This is a genomic window from Microbacterium sediminicola (genome assembly GCF_039531125.1).
Lineage (GTDB): Bacteria > Actinomycetota > Actinomycetes > Actinomycetales > Microbacteriaceae > Microbacterium > Microbacterium sediminicola.
In genome coordinates, this window is sequence record NZ_BAAAPL010000002.1 from 35,980 (window position 1) to 50,461 (window position 14,482).

Sequence of the window (14,482 nt, forward strand, 5' to 3'; positions counted from 1 at the left end):
TGGCAGTGCCGCCCCGGATCAGGGATCAGGCGGTCGAGGCCCAGACGATGAGGGCGCCGACGATCCACAGGGCGATCATCAGGAAGAAGCCGGTGATGGGGATCCAGAACGACACCCGGCGCATCACGATGAGCACGATCGTCCCCGCGGCCGCCAGCAGCAGCACGAGCCAGGGCGAGAGGATGGCGAACCACATGCCGGTGGCCATGACCTCGACGTTGCACGAGCCCGCGACGCAGGAGTCCGAGGCGAAGGCGAGGAACAGCGCGAAGATCGACGCCGTCACGGCGGCGAGCGTGAGCAGCACGAGCAGGACGATCGACACGAACATGTCGACCCAACGGATGCGGCGCTTGGCCGGCTTCTCAGCCGGAGCAGGTTCGGTCGTCACCGGCTCAGCGGCCGGTTCTTCGGAGGACGGAGCCGGAGTCGGGGTCGAGTCGGGTTCCTGCACCCGGAACGTTCCGGGGTCCATGCGGAAGACGGGCTCGTTTTGGTCGGTCACGGCCCCATCCTAGGGTTCGCAGGGCGCGCCAGTCAGCGGCACGTAGACTGATTGTCCGTGAGTGAACGCGTCCTCGTCCAGCAGCTGCAGAGTCTCCCCGACGGCCCGGTCTCGGTGTCCGGGTGGGTCGAGACCGTCCGGGATCAGAAGAAGGTGCAGTTCGTCATCCTGCGCGACGAGACCGGCGCCGTGCAGCTGGTGAACCCGGCGACGCGCGAACTCCCCGAAGACGCAGACGACGCGGCGAAGGCTGCGCTCGCGCTCACCGAGACGATCTCGGCGCTCACGACCGGCACGTTTCTGACGGTGACCGGCGCCCTCAAGCACGATGAGCGCGTGAAGCTCGGCGGTGTGGAGATCAAGATCGCCGGACTGGATGTCGCGGCCGCCGCCCTTCCCGAAACGCCGATCGCCGCCGACAGCGGCCTCGACAAGCGCATGGACTGGCGCTTCCTGGACCTGCGTCAGCGCCGCAACAATCTCATCTTCCGCATCCAGACGACGCTCGAGCACGCGATGCGCACCTACTGGATCGAGCGGGACTACATCGAGGTGCACTCCCCCAAGCTCATGGCCAGCGCGTCGGAGTCCAACGCCGAGCTGTTCGAGGTGCCCTACTTCGAAGACAAGACGGCCTACCTCGCGCAGTCGCCGCAGTTCTTCAAGCAGATGGCCCAGGTCGCGGGCTTCGGCAAGATCTTCGAGATCGCCCCCGCCTTCCGCGCCGACCCCTCGTTCACGAGCCGGCACGCGACCGAGTTCACCTCGATCGACGCCGAGATCAGCTGGATCGACTCGCACGAGGATGTCGCCGCGATGCAGGAGGAACTGCTGGCCACGGCGATCGCCGCTGTCAAGCAGAAGCACGGCGCCGAGATCGAGGAGCTGTTCGGCCTCGAGGTGCAGGTCCCCACGCTCCCGTTCCCCCGCATCCCGCTGGCCGAGGCGCGCGAGATCGTGAAGAGCCGCGGCTACGAGATCCCCCGCACCGACGGTGACCTCGATCCCGAGGGCGAGCGTCAGATCTCGGCGTACGTCGAAGAGACTTACGGCCACCAGTTCGTGTTCATCACCGACTACCACCCCGAGATCCGGGCGTTCTACCACATGCGCGACGAGGAGACCGGGCTCACCAAGAGCTACGACCTGCTGTTCAAGGGCGTGGAGATCACGACCGGCGCCCAGCGCGAGCACCGCGTCGACATCCTGATCGAACAGGCCAAGGAGAAGGGCCTCGAGCCCGAGCACCTCGAGTTCTACCTCGACTTCTTCCGCTACGGCGCCCCGCCGCACGGCGGCTTCGGCATGGGTCTGGCCCGCGTGCTGATGCTGCTGCTCGGACAGGACTCGATCCGCGAGGTCACCTACCTCTTCCGCGGACCGACGCGTCTGGCTCCGTAGAGATCAGTCGGCGGGCGGGAGGATCGTCACCGCGTCCGCCCTGCCACCCGCAGCCCGCACGCGGGCGATGGCATCCTCGACATCGGGGAATGCCCCCGCGATGACCCACGTGCCCGCGACCTGCTGGGCACCTGCGGCCCGCGCGGCGGCGTCTGCGCCCGACACCACGGCGGTCGCGCGCACCGTGTCGTCGCGCAGATGACGAAGAGTCGTCGTGCGCACGACGGCGAGCCTGTCGAGCGTGCGCACGAGCACCCGCGCCAGCCGCTCACTGGCGGCGAAGGTGATCGACATGACGCCGACGCCGTCGTGCACGAGAAGTGTCGTGAACGACGTGAAACTCACCCCCCGCGCGGAGAACGTCTCGGCGAGCGCGGTCAGCGCCCCGGACCGGTCCTCTGCCGCAACGAACACGACCCACCGCTCGTGGATGCCGCCGCGCGGCGCATCGGCGGTCACGACGTCCACCCCTGGATCGCCTGGTTCACGTGTCGCGCCACCGCCGCCAATCGTCGCTCTTCGTCCGGTGCGGGATCATCCAGCAGCACGTGGGTCCAGCCGTCGGGCCCGAGAACCACCGGCACCCCGAGCACCCCCTGCCACGGCGCGCCCTCAAGGCTGATCTCGCCGTCGAGCGCGACCTGTCCCGCCACGACGATGTCGCGCCCGTCGAGCACCGTGTCGACAAGACCCACGGTCGCCGCGGCCGTGCCGAACGCGGTCTTCGCGCCGCTCTGATGGGTCAGGTACGGACGCACGACGGTCTGCAGATCCGGATGCCAGGTGTCGATGAGCGCGAATGCCTCGTCGATCCCGCCGGCCGCGGCGAGAGCGGCCTTCCCCGCCGTGACCTCGTCGCCGAACGTGTCCAGTGTGCGGGCCCCGCGCAGCCGGTCGACCGTGTCGCGCCGCTCGTCGACATCCAGCCCGCGGATGCGCACGCTCGACCACAGCGGCACGACCCCGTCACCGTGCTGGCCGGCGACGAAGCCGCTCACGCGTTGGCGCCGGATGCCGAGCGCGGCGGCAAGCTCACGACGGAACCGTAGGGTGTCGAGCCAGGCCCCCATGCCGATGACGCGGTGGCGGCCGAGGCGCGAGGCGAAGACCGAAACCGCGAGCTCCACGGGGTTCGAGACGACGATGACGACCTCGTGGCCGCTCCCATGCGCCGCGAGCGCATCGGCGTACTCCTCGAACACACCGAGGTTGGCCATGGCGAGCCCGTCGCGGTCGATGACCTGACCGGGCTCGGTCGGGATCGTCCGCCCCGCGGCGACCACGACGACATCGGCCACGACATCCCGGGGAGACGCTGCCACGTCGATGAAGGGGGCGTGCTCGTCGTGCGCATCGATGAGGTCGACGCGCAGACCGTGCGCCGCACGCTCGGACGGACCGCCCTGCCGGGCGACCAGCTGCAGTCGCGAGGTCGGACGCAACACACGCCGCTCGATGAGCTCCGAGCAGATCGCCCGACCGATATCGCCGGTGGCTCCGAGGACTGCGACATCCATGGGCGTCAGGCTAGTGCGCGGATGTGACGTGCACGTGTCGGGGCGGCAGCCAGGCCCTCCATCGCCGTCTCAGACGTCGAGATCGACTGCCATGCGCGCGGCGGCCACCGACCGGATGAAGGGCACGACCTCCTGGTGGGCGGGGTGGTGGATGTACTCCTCGAGCCCGGCGACATCGTCGAAGTCCGCGACAAGGGCCGCGTCCGCGTTCGCCTCCGGGTATACGGCGTCGACCCCGACCGACATCGCGCGGATGCTCGGGATGACTCCCTCGAGCGCGCGCAGCCGCGCCACGACCTCAGCGGCATGGGCTGCACGGGTCTCCGGGTCGTCGGCGGCCATGCTCCAGGTGACGATGTGGCGGATGGTCATGATGCGCTCCGTTTCTGGGCGGATGTGTCGAGGAGGGCCTCACGCAGGCGCTGGGCGTCGACGCGCCAATGGGAGTGCACAGCGCCGTCGATGAGGATGACCGGGACTTTCTCGGTCCACAGGTCGTGGAGCTCGGGTGAGCTGTCGGCCGAGATCTCGGTGAGGTGGATGTCATCGGCGAACTCGTCGGGGAGCTCGGCGAGGACGAGGTCGATGACCCCGCGGGCGACGTCGCAGAGGTGACATCCGTCACGGCCGATCAGGGTCAGCTCGTGCCCGTGATCATCCGTTCCCACGCGATCATCTTAGGCTGGGGAAGGTGACGGAGACTTTCTGGGGACCCTGGCTCGCATTCGGCATCGCCGTCGTCGTCGCCGTGATCGGCGCCTTCTTGTTCACGTTCATCGTGGCCGGAATCGTCAAGCTCGCACTGCGCAAGCGCCCGTGGGGGAAGATGTTCGTGCGCTACGCGCGGCGGCCGTTCCGCGCATTCGTGCTGATCATCGCGCTGTGGATCGCGATCGACGGATTCCTGCCGCTGGGTGCGGCGGGCGGCGACGACGCCAGCCACACGATGTGGGACACCATCATCGATCGCACCGGCGGGATCGCCGCGATCGCGGCGGCCACGTGGCTGCTCATCGAACTGGTGCGCTTCGGCACCGAACTCGCGCTCGGCCACTACCGCATCGACGTGCCCGACAACCGCATCGCCCGCAAGATCCGCACCCAGGTGCTGATCCTGCGCCGGGTGGCGATCGTCATCATCGTCATCATCGGCTTCGGCGCAGCCCTGCTGACGTTCCCGGCCGTCCAGACCTTCGGCACGAGCGTGCTCGCTTCGGCCGGCATCGCCTCGATCGTCGCGGGCCTTGCGGCCCAGTCGGTGCTCGCGAACATGTTCGCCGGGGTCCAGCTGGTCTTCAGCGAAGCGCTGCGGGTCGACGACGTCATCGTCGCCGAGGGTGAGTGGGGGCGGGTCGGCGAGATCACGCTGAGCTATGTCGTGCTCGACCTGTGGGACGACCGTCGGCTGGTGCTGCCGTGCACCTACTTCACGACGACGCCGTTCCAGAACTGGACGCGGTCGGGCAGCGAGCTGCTGGGCGCGGTCGAGCTCGACCTCGACTGGCGTGTGTCGACCGCGCGAATGCGCGAGCACCTCAAAGAGGTCGTCGCGGCGACCGAGCTGTGGGACGGCCGCACCGTGGTGCTGCAGGTCACCGAGGCCACCGGCGGATACGTCCGGGTGCGCATCCTGGCGACCGCGAAGGATGCACCGACGCTGTTCGACCTGCGCTGCCACATCCGCGAGGAGATGGTCGCGTGGGTACGCCGCACCAACCCGGATGCCCTGCCCGTGCAGCGCGTGCTGCTCACCGACGGGGCGGGTGACGCATCGGGTGACCACGTCCGACACGAGGACCCGACCCCGACCGGGCAGACGGAGGGGCTGTTCTCGGGTAGCGCCGATGCCGAGGCCCGAGCCGCGCAGTACACGAGCGCCATCCCCGTCGTCACCGATGGCGAGGCATCCGACCGCGACCCCCGCTGAAAACACGAAGCGCCCGTCCGAGGACAGGCGCTTGGTGTTCTTGCCGCGACTTACTTCTTGTTGCGGCGCTGGTGGCGAGTCTTGCGAAGCAACTTGCGGTGCTTCTTCTTCGCCATGCGCTTGCGGCGCTTCTTGATGACAGAACCCACGGAAAACCTCACAATGTCGGGGTCTGGGCGACGCTCGCTCTAGCGATCGAAGCCCGGGAACGGGGCATAGACGGAAAAATGCCTCGGACTAGTCTAGCCGACCCGTTCGAATCACCGCGCACACCCGCTCGTCGACACTCATAGCGCCCCCATAGGTGCGCCATGTGTTGCGTGAAGGATGCCAGGCGAGCATCGATCCATGAGCAATCAGACCCAGACCCTGACCCACGAAGATGCGGGCAACGTCGACCCCGAACTGCCCGCAGCCCCGCCGAGCGCACAGACGACTCCCTACCCCGCCGCCGATTCCCCCCACCCGGCAGCTCCCGAGAATGCGCAACCGCCTGCGAACGACGGCGTCGAGCCAGCCGCGGGCGACAAGCGTCGCCGCGGTGGCGTGATCGCCGCCATCGTCGGCGGCAGCGTCCTCGCCCTCGCACTGGCCTTCGGCGGCGGTGTCGCCGTCGGCGCGACCGCGTTCGGCGGCACCTCACAGACCGCGCCGGGAGATTTCACCCCGGGCGATGGACAGCTCCCCGGCGACGGCCAGCCTCCACAGGGCGGCTTCGAGGGCGGCGGTCCGAGTGGCGGTGGACCCGGTCAGCAGTCCGACAGCTCGACCGAGTCGGGCGAGACCTCCTGAGTTCTGACTCAGATCAGGACATCGGCGCCCCGTGTCGATTACCGCCCCGGCAGCCTCTTCCATGCGTTCGTGACGGCGTACTTCGCAGACGCGGCAGCGCGACCCACCGCCGCTGCGGCCTGCGCCGCGGACTCCGGTAGCGCGGCGAGGAACTCGTCGTCCAGGTCTTCTTCAACCGTGAGGAACGGCATGAGCCAGTCATCGATCGCGTCCAGCGGTTCGGGAGACAGGCTGTAGTAGCGGTGCTGCCCCTCCTCACGTACCGACACCAGGTGCGCCTCGCGCAGCACCTTCAGGTGCTTTGACACGGTGGGCTGACTGACCCCGAGCGCACTGACGATCTGCGACACGCTCGTGCCCGATTCGCCTGCGTTCTGTCGGTCCAAAAGGTGTTGCAGGATGTCGCGTCGTGTGCCGTCTGCGATCACGTCGAAGATGTCCGCCATGTGTTCAGGGTAGTGGGGCTCGCGCCCACGGGTAGCATGAGGGAGCGATTCGGCCGGACGAGCATCAGGAGGACGCGGATGTCGGAGGGCGCACGCGCCGTGGCGCGCGGCTGGCGCGGCATCCCGCACCGTGTCTTCGATGTGTTCCGCGATCTCGCGCAGAGCTCGCCGTCGCGCTTCGCGATCCTCGTCTACATCTTCCTGATCCTCATCTTCACGGCGCTCTACTCGCTGCCGATCGCGTCGGCGGACGGACAGGTGCTCAATTTCGCCGACGCACTGTTCACCGCCGTCTCGACGATCTGCGTCACAGGCCTCACAACGGTGAACATGGCCACCCAGTGGTCGCCGCTGGGCCACGTCATCATCTTCCTCGGCACACAGATCGGCGCCATGGGCGTGCTGACGCTGGCATCGATCCTGGGCCTGGTGATCTCCCGGCGTCTCGGTCTTCGCGCCAAACTCATGGCGGCCAGCGACACCAACCCGTTGCGCACCCACGGCGGTCCGGTCAACGAGAGCCAGACGGTGCAGCTGGGCCAGATCGGTCAGCTGCTGCGGACGGTCGCCCTCTCGACCCTGGTCATCGAGGGCGTCGTGGCGATCCTGCTGTACCCGGGGATGCTGTTCTCCGGCATCCAATGGAACGTCGCACTGTGGGAGGCACCGTTCTACGCCGGCATGGCCTTCACCAACACCGGGTTCACCCCGAACGCGGAGGGGGTCGGCGCGTTCGCCGACAACTACTGGGTGCTCACCGTGCTGATGGGCGGCGTCTTCCTCGGCTCCATCGGCTTCCCCGTGATCTTCGCGCTGCGCAAAGAGCTGTGGCACATGCGCCGCTGGCCACTCCACACCAAGCTGACCCTCATCACGACCACTGCCCTCTTCTTCCTCGGCGGTTTCGTCTTCCTCGCCCTGGAGTACAACAACCCCGCCACCTTCGGCAGCATGGACGCCGCCGAGACGACGATGCAGTCGTTCTTCCTGTCGGCCATGACCCGGTCGGGCGGGTTCGCGATCATGGATATGACCGACCTCAACGGGTCGAGCCTGATCGTCGCGATGATGCTGATGTTCGTGGGCGGCGGCTCGGCATCGACCGCCGGCGGCATCAAAGTCACCACCCTCGCCGTTATCGCCCTGGCGGTGTGGTCCGAGGCGAAAGGTCGTACCTCGAACCAGGTCTTCGGTCGCCGGATCCCGAGCGACGTGCTGCGCGTGGCCCTCTCGGTCCTGGCGTGGGGATCGACCATCGTCGCGGTCTCCACCGTGGTGATCCTGCAGATCACGAAGGCGGATGTCGCCTACGTCCTCTTCGACGTCATCTCGGGGTTCGCCACCGTGGGGCTGTCGACAGGACTCACCGAGACTCTTCCGGATGCCGCAAAGTACGTCCTGGCGATCACGATCGTCATGGGCCGCGTTGGTACAGTGACTCTCGCCGCGGCCGTGGCCGCGACATCCCGATCGCAGCTCTACTCGCTGCCCGTCGAAAGGCCGATCGTTGGTTGAACGCATCCGCAGCGACTCCCCCGTCCTGGTGATCGGGCTCGGGCGCTTCGGTGCCGCGTGCGCGGGCGAGCTGGATCGGCTCGAGCGCGAGGTCCTCGCCATCGACGAGAGCCTGGACCTCGTCCAGAAGTGGTCAGAGCGGGTCACCCACACCGTGCAGGCCGATGCCCGCAACATCGATGCCCTCCGCCAGATCGGCGCCGAGGACTTCCAGGTCGCGGTCGTCGCGGTCGGCTCCTCCATCGAGGCATCGGTGCTGATCACGGCGAATCTCGTTGATCTGAAGGTGCCGCAGATCTGGGCAAAGGCCGTTTCGCAGTCGCACGGCAAGATCCTCGCCCGCGTGGGCGCGAACCACGTGATCTACCCCGAGCGCGAGGCCGGCGAGCGGGTCGCACACCTGGTCAGCGGCCGGATGCTGGATTTCATCCGCTTCGACGACGACTTCGTCCTCGCCAAGATGTACCCGCCGAAGTTCATCCGTGGGGTGGATCTGGCAGGCTCGGGCGTGCGCAGCAAGTACAACGTGACGGTGGTCGGTGTGAAGAGCCCCGGGAAGCCCTTCCGCTATGCGGAGGCGAACACCGTGGTCACCAACCACGACCTCATCATCGTCTCGGGCACCAACAGCGACATCGAGCGTTTCGCCGCGCTGGATCGCTGATCGCGGTCGCCCCCTCGCGCATCCCGCTATCGCAGCTGCGCAAACGCTTCGACGCGCGCGCTCGGGCCGACGATGAGGATCTCATCCCCGGCACGCAGCACCGTCTCGTTGTCGGCGTTGGTCCAGGGTTCGTCGGCGTGCTTGAAGGCGGAGACCGTGACGCCGTACTTGCGCCGGATCGTGGACTCCCCCAGCGGCACATCCACCACGAGCAGCGGCGTCGTGATCTTGGCGAGCGAATACCCCTGGGCGATCTCCAGATAGTCCATGGCCGCTCCGCGGACCAGGTGCGCGACCCGGCGTCCCATGTCTTTCTCGGGATAGATCACGTGGTGCACGCCGAGCTGCTCGAGGATGCGGCCGTGCTGGTCGTCGACGGCCTTCGCCCAGATCACCGGCACCTGAAGCTGGATGAGCAGCGATGCGGCGAGGATCGAGGCCGTGACATCGTGCCCGATCGCGATGACCACCCGGTCGAATTCGTCGACGGCCAGCTGGCGCAGGACCTCCTCTTTCGTCGCATCCGCGCGCACGACCTGGGTGAGCTCGCCGTTGAGAGCCTGCACGAGGTCTTCGTCCCGGTCGATGCCGAGCACTTCCGTGCCGGCGGCCATGAGCTCGCGCGCAAGGGACGTACCGAAGCGGCCGAGTCCGATGACGGCGACCGAATCGGCCTCGGCGATGCGCCGGGAATCGCTGGAGAAGAGCGTGAACCTAGCCAATGGCGGGCCTTTCCTTGGGGAGTTCGTACAGGATGCGGCGCTCGCGGAGCGCGAGGGCAGAGCCCAGGGTGAGCGGTCCGAGCCGCCCGAGGAACATCAGGAGGACCAGCACTACGTCGCCACCGGGCGGAAGATCCGCGGTGATCCCGGTGCTCAGTCCCACCGTCGCGAAGGCGGAGATCGTCTCGAAGAGCGTCTCGTCCAGTCCCCGGCCCGTCATGATCATGAGGGTGATCGTGCCGAGCATCACCGCGGCCAAGGCGATGAGCACGACGGTGATCGCTTGCCGGTGTACCGCACGTGAGAGGCGCTTGCCGAAGACGTTCACCGCCGCCTCGCCGCGCATCTCGGTCCACAGGATGAAGAACAGGACGGCGAACGTCGTCACTTTGATGCCGCCCGCCGTGCCGGCCGGCCCCCCGCCGATGAACATCAGGACGTCCATGCCCAGCCAGGTCTCGTCGTGCATCTGACCGACGTCGACCGAGTTGAAGCCCGCCGTGCGGGTCTGGACCGACTGGAAGAAGCCCATCAGGACGCGTGCCGCGGGCGGGTACGAGCCGAACGTGTCGTCGTTGTTCCACTCCAGCACGGTGATGTAGGCGGTGCCTGCGGTGAGCAACACGACCGTGCCCCAGAGCATGATGCGCGTGTTCATGCTCCAGTGCAGCGGCCGCCGGAATTCCTTGCGCAACTGCATGAGCACGGGAAAGCCGAGACCCCCGAGAATCACGGCCGCAGCGATCGGCAGGCAGATGAAGGGGTCGGCGGCGAAGGGGATCAGGTTGTCGGTGTAGAGAGCGAAGCCGGCGTTGTTGAACGCCGAGACCGCGTGGAACAGCGCGTGCCAGAGCGCCTCACCCGGCGCGTAACCGTAGCCGAGCAGGAACCGCGCAAGGAGGAACACCATCACCACGGCCTCGATCAGCAGTGACAGGCCGACGATGCCACGCACCAGGCCTTTGACGTCCTGCTGCGAGAGCGCGCCCGACTCGGCGACGGCGGTCAGGCGCGCCCGCACGCTGAACTTGCGCGCGACGAGCAACCCGATCATCGACGCGAAAATCATGATGCCGAGCCCGCCGAGTTGTATGAGCACGAGGATGACCGCCAGCCCGAACCCGCTCCAGTGCGTCGCGGTGTCCACGACAGTGAGCCCTGTCACGCACACGGCCGAGGTCGCGGTGAAGAGGGCATCGAAGAAGTCGGTCGCGACGCCGTCGGCGCGCGCGATGGGGAGCATCAACAGCGCGGTCCCGACCAGGATCGCTCCGGCGAAACCGAGCACCACCACCTGCGCGGGATGCGTGCGCCGACGTCGACGCGGACCGGCGGCCAGGATCGCCATTCGCGAACTCACGAACGAGAACACTACGCCCGTTCGGGCCGGAACATCACGCTCCGGCGGCAAGCTCCCGGGCGCGGGCGAGCGCGGCATCCGTGGCGCGGCCGAAAACCTCGGCGAGATCCGCGTCCTGCAGCACCGCGACGGCACGTTCTGTCGTCCCCTTGGGGCTCGTCACCTGACGGCGCAGCTCCGCCGGGTCCTCACCGGATGCCTCCAGCAGCGCCGCAGCGCCGATGAACGTCTGCTCGCTGAGAAGCCGCGCCTGCTCGGTGGTGAACCCCTTGGCCATGGCAGCCAACGTCAGCTGCTCGATGAGCAGGTAGACGTAGGCGGGACCAGAGCCGGAGATGGTCGAGAGCGCGTCGATCTGCGCCTCCGGAGTCTCGACGACGATTCCCACCGTCTCGAACACCCGACGCACGAGCGCGACCGCTGCGGCATCCACGTGCGAGCCGGTCGCAAGACCGGTGACGCCTCGTCCGACCAGTGCGGGCGTGTTCGGCATCGAACGCAGCACCGCCGTGCCGGGGGGAAGACGGGACTCGAACGTCGCGATGGTGACACCCGCGGCCACGCTCACCACGATGGTGTCCGGACGCAGGACCGGGGCGATCTCGATGAGCAGGTCGGGCACCATCGCCGGCTTGACCCCGACGAGCACGACATCGGCCGCCGACGCCGCTTCACGATTGCCCTCAGGAGTGGTGTCGAGCGAGACGCTCTCGATCCCGTCGACGCCCGCGAAGGTCTGCGCCTTGGCCGCGGTGCGGTTGGTCACGACGATCCGCGCGGGCAGGTCGGATGCGGCAACCCCCCGGGCGATTGCGCCTCCCATCGAGCCGGCGCCGAGCACGGCGATGGTCAGGGAATCGGGGGTCTGGGCCATGCCACCATTCTCGCAATATTCACGCCTGTCTCCTGTCGATCCACCAGGATTCGGGGTTATCGTCAGGGTACGGGCGCATGTTGCCCGCGACCGAGATCGAAGGAACCGCCATGACCCTCATCGACGGCATTAGCTCCCGCGCTGTCGACACGCCGCGCACCCCGGTGGATGTCCTCGAGCGCCCCACCGACGACCCCGCCACTCCCGCCGAGCGCACCATCGTGTTCGTCCACGACAATGCATCGCACGGTGTGCTCTGGCAGGAGATCATGCAGGGTCTGCCCGGCGACCTGCGCGTGGTCTCCATCGACGTCCGCGATTTCGAGAACGACGACCTGCACGACGCGCTGTCGGCTCTCGAGATCGCCGCCGCACACCTGCTCGACTGGTCGACGGATGCCGAAGTCGGCGCGCGTCACGCGCAGTCGCACACGGTGATCACTCTCATCTCGCAGGAGTCCGGGCACACCCCGGCGGAGCTGGACCAACCGTCCGAGTTCCGCGCCGCGTTGCTGGAAGCGATCGGCTACCTCGCGGGAGCGGTCACCTCACTGCCGGCGACCGAGGCGATCATCCTTCGCTCGACCGACTGACCTGCTCGTCCGCGCGCTGCGCGGCGAAGAACTCGCGAAGCACGGCTGCCGCCGCATCGGCGTCCACGCCACCGATGACCTCGGCGCGCACCGGCAGTCGCCGATCGCGGATCACGTCGTACATCGACCCGGCGGCTCCGGCCTTGTCATCCCACGCACCGAAGACGACGCGGGAGATGTGAGACTGCAGGATCGCGCCGGCGCACATGAGACACGGCTCAAGCGTGACCACCAGAGTGCACCCGTCGAGGTTCCACGAGCCGTGAGCGACAGCGGCCTCGCGCAACGCGATCACCTCTGCATGCGATGTCGGGTCGCCCGTGGACTCGCGCATGTTGCGGCCCCGGCCGATCACCCCACCATCCGTATCGAGGACGACAGCGCCGACGGGCACCTCGTCGGCATGCGCGGCCTCACGGGCGAGCGCCAGTGCCTCGCCCATCACCTCCGACCACGGCTGGTTCACGGCTACGAGCCTAGGGCGCGGCCCACTACCCTGGGCCATATGCGCCTGCACGTCGCCGATCACCCGCTCGTCACCCACAAGCTCACCGCCCTCCGCGATGAGCGCACCCCGTCGCCGGTCTTCCGTCAGCTGACCGAGGAACTCGTCACGCTCCTCGCGTACGAGGCGACCCGGCACGTTCGGGTCGAGGCGGTCGAGATCACGACCCCGGTGACAACGACCACCGGGGTGCGCATCAGCGAGCCCCGACCGCTCGTGGTCCCGATCCTCCGCGCGGGGCTCGGAATGCTCGAGGGCATGGTGAAGCTTCTCCCGACCGCCGAGGTCGGCTTTCTCGGCATGGTCCGCAACGAGGAGACTCTCGAGCCGACGACCTATGCCGAGCGCCTGCCCGCAGATCTCAGCGACCGCCAGTGCTTCGTCCTCGATCCGATGCTCGCCACCGGCGGGTCTCTCGGCGCTGCGATCGAGTTCCTGTTCCAGCGCGGAGCGCAGGATGTCACCGCGATCTGTCTGCTGGGAGCTCCCGAGGGTGTCGCGGCGATCGAGAAGCAGGTCGGCGAGCGCGACGTGACGCTCGTGCTGGGGTCGCTCGACGAGCGGCTGAACGAGCGCGGCTACATCGTGCCGGGCCTCGGCGACGCCGGCGACCGCCTCTACGGCACGGTCTGACCCCGGACCCCGGGGCTACATCCACTTCTTCGTCTTGAAGATCGCGTAGAGCGCGAGCGCGAAGGCGATCATCGCGGCCAACGCCATGGGATAGCCCCATGGCCACTTGAGTTCGGGCATGATCTCGAAGTTCATGCCGTAGATGCCCGCGATGAGCGTGGGGGCGAACAGCACCGCAGCCCAGCCGGACACCTTCTTCATCTGCTCCGACTGTCTCTGTGCGATGCCCGCCTGGTTCTGGGCGACGAGGGTCGCGTGCACCGTGAGCGCCTTGTCGAGCAATTGCTGCGAAGACCGGGCGCGATCGTGGACGAACATGACCTTCTCGTGCAGTGCCCGCAGGCGCCGCTGCAGCTCCTGATCGACGCCGTACTTCTCGTAGCCGCGGTGCAGCCACTCGAGCACGGTCACGAGTGGATGCACCGCGCGACCGAGGTCGGCGACCTCGGAGTACAGCGCGTAGATGCGTCGGGACAGACGATCGTCGTCGTGTTCGGCGAACAGTTGGTCCTCGATCTCGTCCACGTCGTTCTCGATGCCTTCGAGCACGGGGACGTACTCGTCCACGACGCGGTCCAGCACGGCGTACAGGACTGCCTGCGGCCCGAGACCGAGCAGATCCGGGTGGCGCTCCAGCTGGCGGCGCACCGCTGCCAGATCGGGAGATTCCGCATCGCGGATGGTGATCACGTAGTTCGGTCCGACGACGAGGTGGACCTCGCCGACCTCGACCTTCTCACGGCCGTCGTCGTAGCGGGCAGGGCGCAAAACGACGAACAGGTTGTGTCCATAGCGCTCGATCTTCGCGCGGTGGTGGCCCTTGTATGCCTCTTCGAGAGCAAGCGGGTGGAAGTCGAACTGACTGATCAGCGAGTCCGCCTCCTCCGGCGTCGGACGGAAGAGGCCGACCCACGCGAATCCCTCGGGATGCTCGTCGAGGCGGGTACGCGTCTCTTCCAACGTGGACAGGGTGAGGATGCGCGACCCCTCGGAGTAGATCGCGTTGTCGACCACGGGCATGGCCCGGA

At 67.8% G+C, this 14,482-nt stretch carries 19 protein-coding genes; 7 read left to right on the plus strand and 12 right to left on the minus strand.

The features are described from left to right. Nucleotides 1-25: 25 nt before the first annotated feature. On the minus strand, nucleotides 26-505 hold the full coding sequence (locus ABD206_RS08675; protein ID WP_344071568.1) for a DUF6264 family protein: 480 nt from the start codon (nucleotides 503-505) through the stop codon (nucleotides 26-28). Nucleotides 506-562: 57 nt separating this feature from the next. Between ABD206_RS08675 and aspS the strand changes: the two genes are divergently transcribed. Then, a complete protein-coding gene (aspS, locus tag ABD206_RS08680; RefSeq protein ID WP_344071571.1) occupies nucleotides 563-1,906 on the plus strand; it encodes an aspartate--tRNA(Asn) ligase in 1,344 nt (447 codons plus the stop codon). A gap of 3 nt (nucleotides 1,907-1,909) precedes the next feature. Here aspS and ABD206_RS08685 read toward each other — a convergent pair whose 3' ends face one another. From ABD206_RS08685 to ABD206_RS08700, 4 genes are all read right to left on the minus strand, one after another. Next, nucleotides 1,910-2,365: an ACT domain-containing protein gene (locus ABD206_RS08685; protein WP_344071574.1), complete on the minus strand. Its 456-nt coding sequence runs from the start codon at nucleotides 2,363-2,365 to the stop codon at nucleotides 1,910-1,912. Then, nucleotides 2,362-3,423 carry a lactate/malate family dehydrogenase gene (locus tag ABD206_RS08690; protein ID WP_344071576.1) on the minus strand — a complete coding sequence of 354 codons (1,062 nt, stop codon included), beginning with the start codon at nucleotides 3,421-3,423 and terminating at the stop codon, nucleotides 2,362-2,364. The genes ABD206_RS08685 and ABD206_RS08690 overlap by 4 nt, the downstream gene beginning before the upstream one ends. A gap of 69 nt (nucleotides 3,424-3,492) precedes the next feature. Next, entirely contained in the window at nucleotides 3,493-3,795 is a 303-nt protein-coding gene (locus ABD206_RS08695) for a Dabb family protein (protein ID WP_344071578.1), read from the minus strand. Then, nucleotides 3,792-4,091, minus strand: a complete 300-nt coding sequence (locus ABD206_RS08700) for a glutaredoxin family protein (protein ID WP_344071580.1) — start codon at nucleotides 4,089-4,091, stop codon at nucleotides 3,792-3,794. Before ABD206_RS08700 ends, ABD206_RS08695 begins: the two co-directional genes overlap by 4 nt. A gap of 23 nt (nucleotides 4,092-4,114) precedes the next feature. On the opposite strand from ABD206_RS08700, the gene ABD206_RS08705 reads away from it, so the two are divergent. Continuing rightward, a complete protein-coding gene (locus ABD206_RS08705) occupies nucleotides 4,115-5,350 on the plus strand; it encodes a mechanosensitive ion channel family protein (protein ID WP_344071582.1) in 1,236 nt (411 codons plus the stop codon). A gap of 50 nt (nucleotides 5,351-5,400) precedes the next feature. Here the strand turns inward: ABD206_RS08705 and ABD206_RS08710 are convergent, their stop codons facing one another. After that, nucleotides 5,401-5,499 carry a 30S ribosomal protein bS22 gene (locus ABD206_RS08710; RefSeq protein WP_003792170.1) on the minus strand — a complete coding sequence of 33 codons (99 nt, stop codon included), beginning with the start codon at nucleotides 5,497-5,499 and terminating at the stop codon, nucleotides 5,401-5,403. Nucleotides 5,500-5,698: 199 nt separating this feature from the next. Between ABD206_RS08710 and ABD206_RS08715 the strand changes: the two genes are divergently transcribed. Beyond that, entirely contained in the window at nucleotides 5,699-6,142 is a 444-nt protein-coding gene (locus ABD206_RS08715; protein WP_344071584.1) for a hypothetical protein, read from the plus strand. Nucleotides 6,143-6,180: 38 nt separating this feature from the next. On the opposite strand, the gene ABD206_RS08720 is transcribed toward ABD206_RS08715, so the two are convergent. Beyond that, complete coding sequence (locus ABD206_RS08720) at nucleotides 6,181-6,588, minus strand: ArsR/SmtB family transcription factor (protein WP_344071586.1); 408 nt, start codon at nucleotides 6,586-6,588, stop codon at nucleotides 6,181-6,183. Nucleotides 6,589-6,666: 78 nt separating this feature from the next. Between ABD206_RS08720 and ABD206_RS08725 the strand changes: the two genes are divergently transcribed. Next, nucleotides 6,667-8,103, plus strand: a complete 1,437-nt coding sequence (locus ABD206_RS08725) for a TrkH family potassium uptake protein (RefSeq protein WP_344071588.1) — start codon at nucleotides 6,667-6,669, stop codon at nucleotides 8,101-8,103. After that, nucleotides 8,096-8,767, plus strand: coding sequence for a potassium channel family protein (locus ABD206_RS08730; RefSeq protein ID WP_344071590.1), 672 nt, complete (start codon nucleotides 8,096-8,098; stop codon nucleotides 8,765-8,767). Before ABD206_RS08725 ends, ABD206_RS08730 begins: the two co-directional genes overlap by 8 nt. Nucleotides 8,768-8,793: 26 nt before the next feature. On the opposite strand, the gene ABD206_RS08735 is transcribed toward ABD206_RS08730, so the two are convergent. Genes ABD206_RS08735 through proC form a run of 3 tightly spaced genes read right to left on the minus strand, consistent with a single transcriptional unit; the run spans nucleotide 8,794 to nucleotide 11,723 of the window. Further along, nucleotides 8,794-9,489, minus strand: a complete 696-nt coding sequence (locus ABD206_RS08735; RefSeq protein ID WP_344071592.1) for a potassium channel family protein — start codon at nucleotides 9,487-9,489, stop codon at nucleotides 8,794-8,796. Next, nucleotides 9,482-10,837, minus strand: a complete 1,356-nt coding sequence (locus ABD206_RS08740) for a TrkH family potassium uptake protein (RefSeq protein WP_344073512.1) — start codon at nucleotides 10,835-10,837, stop codon at nucleotides 9,482-9,484. Before ABD206_RS08740 ends, ABD206_RS08735 begins: the two co-directional genes overlap by 8 nt. A gap of 46 nt (nucleotides 10,838-10,883) precedes the next feature. Next, nucleotides 10,884-11,723 (minus strand): pyrroline-5-carboxylate reductase, encoded by an 840-nt coding sequence (proC, locus tag ABD206_RS08745; RefSeq protein ID WP_344071594.1) that lies wholly within the window; start codon nucleotides 11,721-11,723, stop codon nucleotides 10,884-10,886. Between the two features lie 77 nt (nucleotides 11,724-11,800). Between proC and ABD206_RS08750 the strand changes: the two genes are divergently transcribed. Continuing rightward, nucleotides 11,801-12,316 (plus strand): alpha/beta fold hydrolase, encoded by a 516-nt coding sequence (locus ABD206_RS08750; RefSeq protein WP_344071596.1) that lies wholly within the window; start codon nucleotides 11,801-11,803, stop codon nucleotides 12,314-12,316. Here the strand turns inward: ABD206_RS08750 and ABD206_RS08755 are convergent. Continuing rightward, nucleotides 12,294-12,758, minus strand: coding sequence for a nucleoside deaminase (locus tag ABD206_RS08755; RefSeq protein WP_344073514.1), 465 nt, complete (start codon nucleotides 12,756-12,758; stop codon nucleotides 12,294-12,296). The genes ABD206_RS08750 and ABD206_RS08755 overlap by 23 nt on opposite strands. 63 nt (nucleotides 12,759-12,821) lie before the next feature. On the opposite strand from ABD206_RS08755, the gene upp reads away from it, so the two are divergent. Next, nucleotides 12,822-13,454 (plus strand): uracil phosphoribosyltransferase, encoded by a 633-nt coding sequence (upp, locus tag ABD206_RS08760; protein ID WP_344071598.1) that lies wholly within the window; start codon nucleotides 12,822-12,824, stop codon nucleotides 13,452-13,454. Between the two features lie 15 nt (nucleotides 13,455-13,469). On the opposite strand, the gene ABD206_RS08765 is transcribed toward upp, so the two are convergent. Then, complete coding sequence (locus ABD206_RS08765; protein WP_344071600.1) at nucleotides 13,470-14,474, minus strand: magnesium and cobalt transport protein CorA; 1,005 nt, start codon at nucleotides 14,472-14,474, stop codon at nucleotides 13,470-13,472. Nucleotides 14,475-14,482 lie beyond the last annotated feature (8 nt).

Excerpts from the sequence above, each read along its gene's own strand:
- ABD206_RS08690 (WP_344071576.1), bottom strand. The coding sequence starts at position 3,423 with ATGGATGTCGCAGTCCTCGGAGCCACCGGCGATATCGGTCGGGCGATC.
- ABD206_RS08695 (WP_344071578.1), bottom strand. The coding sequence starts at position 3,795 with ATGACCATCCGCCACATCGTCACCTGGAGCATGGCCGCCGACGACCCG.
- ABD206_RS08715 (WP_344071584.1), top strand. The coding sequence starts at position 5,699 with ATGAGCAATCAGACCCAGACCCTGACCCACGAAGATGCGGGCAACGTC.
- ABD206_RS08720 (WP_344071586.1), bottom strand. The coding sequence starts at position 6,588 with ATGGCGGACATCTTCGACGTGATCGCAGACGGCACACGACGCGACATC.
- ABD206_RS08725 (WP_344071588.1), top strand. The coding sequence starts at position 6,667 with ATGTCGGAGGGCGCACGCGCCGTGGCGCGCGGCTGGCGCGGCATCCCG.
- ABD206_RS08740 (WP_344073512.1), bottom strand. The coding sequence starts at position 10,837 with ATGGCGATCCTGGCCGCCGGTCCGCGTCGACGTCGGCGCACGCATCCC.
- proC (WP_344071594.1), bottom strand. The coding sequence starts at position 11,723 with ATGGCCCAGACCCCCGATTCCCTGACCATCGCCGTGCTCGGCGCCGGC.
- ABD206_RS08750 (WP_344071596.1), top strand. The coding sequence starts at position 11,801 with ATGTTGCCCGCGACCGAGATCGAAGGAACCGCCATGACCCTCATCGAC.
- ABD206_RS08755 (WP_344073514.1), bottom strand. The coding sequence starts at position 12,758 with ATGGGCGAGGCACTGGCGCTCGCCCGTGAGGCCGCGCATGCCGACGAG.
- upp (WP_344071598.1), top strand. The coding sequence starts at position 12,822 with ATGCGCCTGCACGTCGCCGATCACCCGCTCGTCACCCACAAGCTCACC.
- ABD206_RS08765 (WP_344071600.1), bottom strand. The coding sequence starts at position 14,474 with ATGCCCGTGGTCGACAACGCGATCTACTCCGAGGGGTCGCGCATCCTC.